The following is a 3,860-nucleotide window of genomic DNA, read 5'->3' as shown; positions in this document are numbered from 1 at the left end:
CCGCCGACTTCACGCAGGTGCCCGGGGCGGGCCACTTCATCGCACTGGAGCGGCCGGAGCTGCTCGCCGACCTGTTGAACGCGGTCGCGTAGCCGCAGACGGCCTCGATCAGTCGGGGCGGGGGACGAACCCAGGAGCCGCTGACTATTGGGGCGTTGCTCGGGATCCCTCCGCGCGGAACTCGGCCGCGGAGATTAACGCAATCGCCGGGAAAACGTGCGTTCCACTGCCGGAAACGTTCGGGGCGGGCCGTCGGCACGGCCTCGCATATGCCTTTTCCGTAATCACAGTCGCATCGTCGACGTGACCGCCCGGCCCTGGCCGACCCCTTGCTCTCCAGGTCTCCGTGGTGCGGAGGTCCAGTTCGCCGCCGCCGGGAGCACAAGTGCCTTCACCATTGATTCACTTTTCGTCTTGGATCTGCACAGGGCGGAGAATTTGCAGTCGCTCCTGCTCGTGATGTATCCGCGAGAATAATTCGTTCTCACGTCCTTTAAGGGGCGGAAAGAGGGCTTTGTAACGCTCGATTAACTACCAGGTCACTGCCTCGAATTAGCGGTCCGGTCAAATTTGCCTCCAGCAGTGATCTGATCATGCCAGGAGGAATTCATGCCGTTCTTCGCCAGGATCGCCTGGCCCAGGGACCACCGGGACGAGATCGTCGCGGGTGTACTCGTAGGCGCGGTTGCGGTCGTTCTCGGCTACGCGTCAGGGATGGGGAGTGCCGTCGCCGGGAGCGGCCTGGCTACGGCGCTGCCCAACCCGGTGGCGTCGCAGCAACCGGGGCCGGTTGCGGTCGGGGGTGCCGGAGCGGGGGCCGCGGCGGGCGGGAGCGGCAGCGCGGTAGGAGCAGCTCCGGCGGGGTATTCGTCCTCCGGCGGCCAGGTGGCCGCGGTAGGCAGCGGCCAGGCCGCTACCGGGGGCGCCGGCGTCCTTACCGGTACCGGGGGCACCAGTGGGGTGGTCACCGGCGGGCCACCGACCCCTCCACCCGGCCAGAGCCCCACCCCTGAGCCCTCGTCATCGGCGCCTTCAGCGAGCGCGTCGCCGACCTCCCCGGCCGCGGTGTCGACAGGGCTCTGTCCGGGCGGGCTTCCGGTCGTCGGGCCGGTACTCACCGATGTCACCGGGACGGTGACCGGGACCGTGTCGGGGCTGCTGTCCGCGCTGACGGGCCAGCCATCGTCCAGTCCGTCCGCGAGCGTGGGCGGGTCCGGACTGCTCGGTGTGACTCCGGGCGGCGCGGTGTCCACAGTGGCCGGTGCCGTGTCCGGGGTTGCCAACGGTGTGGTCACCTGTCCGTCCGCCTCCGCATCGCAGTCCGCGTCCGCGTCCGGGACGGCGAAGTGACGGCCGCGCCTGTGCGGTTCCTGATCCGTCTCCTCGTGGCAACCTTCGCACTGTCGGTCTCGTTCGCGCTCGTCGCGCCGGGCGCCTCGGCCCACGCCGAGCTACTGCGTTCCACGCCCGCCGACGGCGCCCGGCTCACAGCGCTGCCCGAGCAGATCACCCTGGTCTTCAGCGAGGCCGTGGACGGGGCCTCCTCCAGCGTCGTCATCGGCTCGCGCAGGCTGGTCGCGCGGGTGCGGCCGGGAGATGCACGAGTCCTGGTCGCCGACACCGGCAATGCACCCGAGTCAGCCAACGGCACCGGCTGGACCCTGGACTGGAGGGCAGTCAGCCAGGACGACGGACATGTGACGACCGGACAGCTCCACTACACCGGCACCAGCACCACGGCAACAGTCGGCCGGGCGGCCGTTGCGGCGCTCCCGGTCGCGGCGATGCCGGCCCCGGATCCGACGGTGAAACACCTGCTCACCGGCGCGCGCCTGATCGGCTACCTGGCGCTGGCCTTGTTCGTCGGCGGCCTGGCCTTCCTGGCCCTGCTGTGGCCGCAAGGCAGCGGCGACCGCCGTACCCGGGCCGTCCTGGCCGCCGCCTGGTTCGCCGGCCTGACGACCACCGTCGCCACTGTCGGGCTGCAGGGCGCCTACGCGGCGATGCGACCGCCGGGCGCGCTGTTCTCCGCGCGCACGTATGCGGACGTGCTGGCCACCCACCTGGGTGTGGTCCTGACCGCCCGTGCGCTGCTGTGGCTGCTGGCCGGGGTGGTCCTCACCGCCCTGTTGCAGGGCGGCGAACGCGCCGCGCGCTCGCCCGGCTGGCGCATCGGAGGGACAGCCGTCGCCTTCGGCCTGCTGCGCACCACAGGGATGGCCGGTCACACCGCCGAGGTGGCCCAGCCGGTCTGGGGCGCGGTCGCCGACACCGTCCACCTCATCGGCGTCTCCCTGTGGATCGGCGGTCTGACGCTGCTCCTGGTGGGCGTGCTGCCGCGACGGCGGCCCGAAGAGCTGGCCTTCGTGGTCCCGCGCTACTCCACCCTGGCCCTGACCGCGGTGACCGGCATCGTCGCTGCAGGCCTGGTCCTGGCCTGGCAACTCGTCGGATCCGTCGACGCGCTGGTGCACACCTCCTACGGTCACCTGCTGCTCGTCAAGGTGGCGCTGCTCCTGGTGGTCCTGCTGCTGGCCCAGCGCAGCAAGGCCTGGGTGCGCCACCGGCTCGACATCGCCGTGCTGCTGCGCGGCGACTCCGCCGCCGTGCGGCCCTTCGTCTACTCGGTCGCGGCCGAGACGGGAGTCGTCCTCCTGGTCCTCACCGCGACGAGTCTGCTGGTCACGTCCGATCCCGGGCACTGACCCGACGTCACCATCCCCACAGGAAAGGAACGACCGTACGATGCGTAAGACCGATTCGTCCTCCGGTACACCCGGAGGCAGCGCGCGCCTGCGGCTCGGCAACCGGGCCCTCATGGCCACCGCGCTCGCCGCGACCATCGCCGCGGCCGGGTGCCTCGGCCTTCTCCAGGCCGGCGCAGCCACCACCACAGCGCCCCCGGCCACCGCGGCCCTGGCGGCCAACGAGGTGGCCGGGAGCGGCGTCCAGGGCACCACCACCTCGACCACCGCCGGCGCCGCACCGGCCGCGGCGGCCAACCAGGTCAGCGGCACCCGGGTCAGCGGCGTCCCGGCCCAGCCGGCGGCCGCCTCGACTGCGGTCAAGGTCCAGATCAAGGGGTACGCCTTCGCGCCCGCCGCGCTCACCGTGCACGTCGGCGACACGGTGACCTGGACCAACTACGACACCGCGCCGCACACCGTCACCACCAGCTCCGGGCCCAAGTCCATCAGCTCCCCGCAGCTGCAGACCGGACAGTCCTTCAGCTACACCTTCACCGCCGCCGGCACCTACAGCTACTACTGCGCCGTCCACCCGGACATGAAGGCCGCCGTCAAGGTCCTTCCGGCCGCCGGCAGCACCCCGACCGCATCGCCCACCAGCGCCCCGACGGCCGTCCCCACGGCCGCGCCCAGCGGCGGCATGAGCGGCATGCCGAGCAGCTCCGCCACCGCCACCAGCGGCACCGGGGCCGACTGTGCCAGCGTCAGCCAGGTACTGCTCCCCATCCTCAATCACATCAATTCCGCGCACCTCGGGGAGTCCGTGGGCCAGCAGGTCCAGGACGCGCTCAACCTCGACCAGTACATCGCCACCCACACCGCCTGGGTCGAGAGCGTCCTGACCCCGCTGGAATCCGGCGGTCAGTCAGTGCTCACCAGCACGTTGACCACACTGCTCGCGCACATCGACTCGGCCCACCTCAACGAATCACTGGGCCAGCAGATCACCGACATCCTCAACCCCGACCAGTACGTCAAGACCCACACCGTGTGGGCCTCGATGCTCCTCGCGCCCACCGAGAACTACCTGACCGGCAGTTGCTGACACCGTCGGCGTCGGCACCAGGGACGACCCGAGGACGTGACGGTGGGCCGGCCGAGTCACAGTCGGCC

Annotated in this window: 2 protein-coding genes and 1 pseudogene; all 3 read left to right on the top strand. The window is 71.0% G+C overall.

Annotated elements, in window-relative coordinates:
- Window positions 1-92, top strand: a pseudogene (locus TR46_RS45300) (alpha/beta fold hydrolase); the annotation flags it as partial.
- A gap of 1,293 nt (window positions 93-1,385) precedes the next feature.
- Window positions 1,386-2,705, top strand: coding sequence for a copper resistance CopC/CopD family protein (locus TR46_RS10720; protein WP_236655293.1), 1,320 nt, complete (start codon window positions 1,386-1,388; stop codon window positions 2,703-2,705).
- A 40-nt stretch (window positions 2,706-2,745) separates the two neighbouring features.
- A complete protein-coding gene (locus TR46_RS10715) occupies window positions 2,746-3,792 on the top strand; it encodes a cupredoxin domain-containing protein (protein ID WP_042397480.1) in 1,047 nt (348 codons plus the stop codon).
- Window positions 3,793-3,860 lie beyond the last annotated feature (68 nt).

It is taken from the genome of Streptacidiphilus carbonis, from assembly GCF_000787775.1.
Taxonomy (GTDB): domain Bacteria; phylum Actinomycetota; class Actinomycetes; order Streptomycetales; family Streptomycetaceae; genus Streptacidiphilus; species Streptacidiphilus carbonis.
Note: the sequence above shows the minus strand (reverse complement) of the source record. Positions and strands in the feature narration are given on the sequence as shown.

Coding starts and splice junctions, on each gene's coding strand:
- TR46_RS10715 (WP_042397480.1), top strand. CDS start 2,746: ATGCGTAAGACCGATTCGTCCTCCGGTACACCCGGAGGCAGCGCGCGC.